The organism is Virgibacillus carmonensis, from assembly GCF_057836705.1.
In genome coordinates this window covers 1-546 of the sequence record NZ_JBYQFJ010000350.1, presented here as the reverse complement: position 1 = coordinate 546, position 546 = coordinate 1, and the positions used below count along the sequence as shown (strand labels likewise).

Below are 546 nucleotides of genomic sequence, written 5' to 3'. Positions count from 1 at the left end.
GGTAGTAGTTTTAAATAAAATCGACCGTCCGAATGCCCGTCCAAACGAAGTTATCGATGAAGTGCTGGATTTGTTTATAGAACTCGGCGCTGATGATGACCAGCTGGAATTCCCGGTTGTTTATGCATCTGCATTAAATGGAACTTCTGGTGATGAGCCGGAAGAACAGGAAGAAACGATGGATCCTGTTTTCAAAACCATTTTGGAAAATATTCCTGCACCAGTCGATTCATCAGATGAACCGCTGCAATTCCAAGTGACATTGCTTGATTACAATGAATATGTCGGAAGAATTGGCGTAGGCCGGGTTTTCCGCGGCAAGATTAAAGTAGGACAACAGGTTGTATTAATGAAAGAAGACGGAACACAGAAATCGTTCCGTATTACGAAGCTATTTGGTTTCACTGGTCTAAAACGTATTGAAATCGAGGAAGCGAAAGCAGGAGACATTGTTGCAGTTGCCGGATTGGAAGATATTAATGTGGGAGAAACAATTTGCCCGCAGGATCACCCAGATGCATTGCAATTATTACGCATTGATGAGCC

Annotated in this window: 1 protein-coding gene; it reads left to right on the top strand. The window is 42.9% G+C overall.

From position 1 onward, the window contains the following. Positions 1-546, top strand: a 546-nt coding sequence (locus AC3G7N_RS22285; protein ID WP_489424291.1) for an EF-Tu/IF-2/RF-3 family GTPase, incomplete at both ends; no start/stop codon positions are given.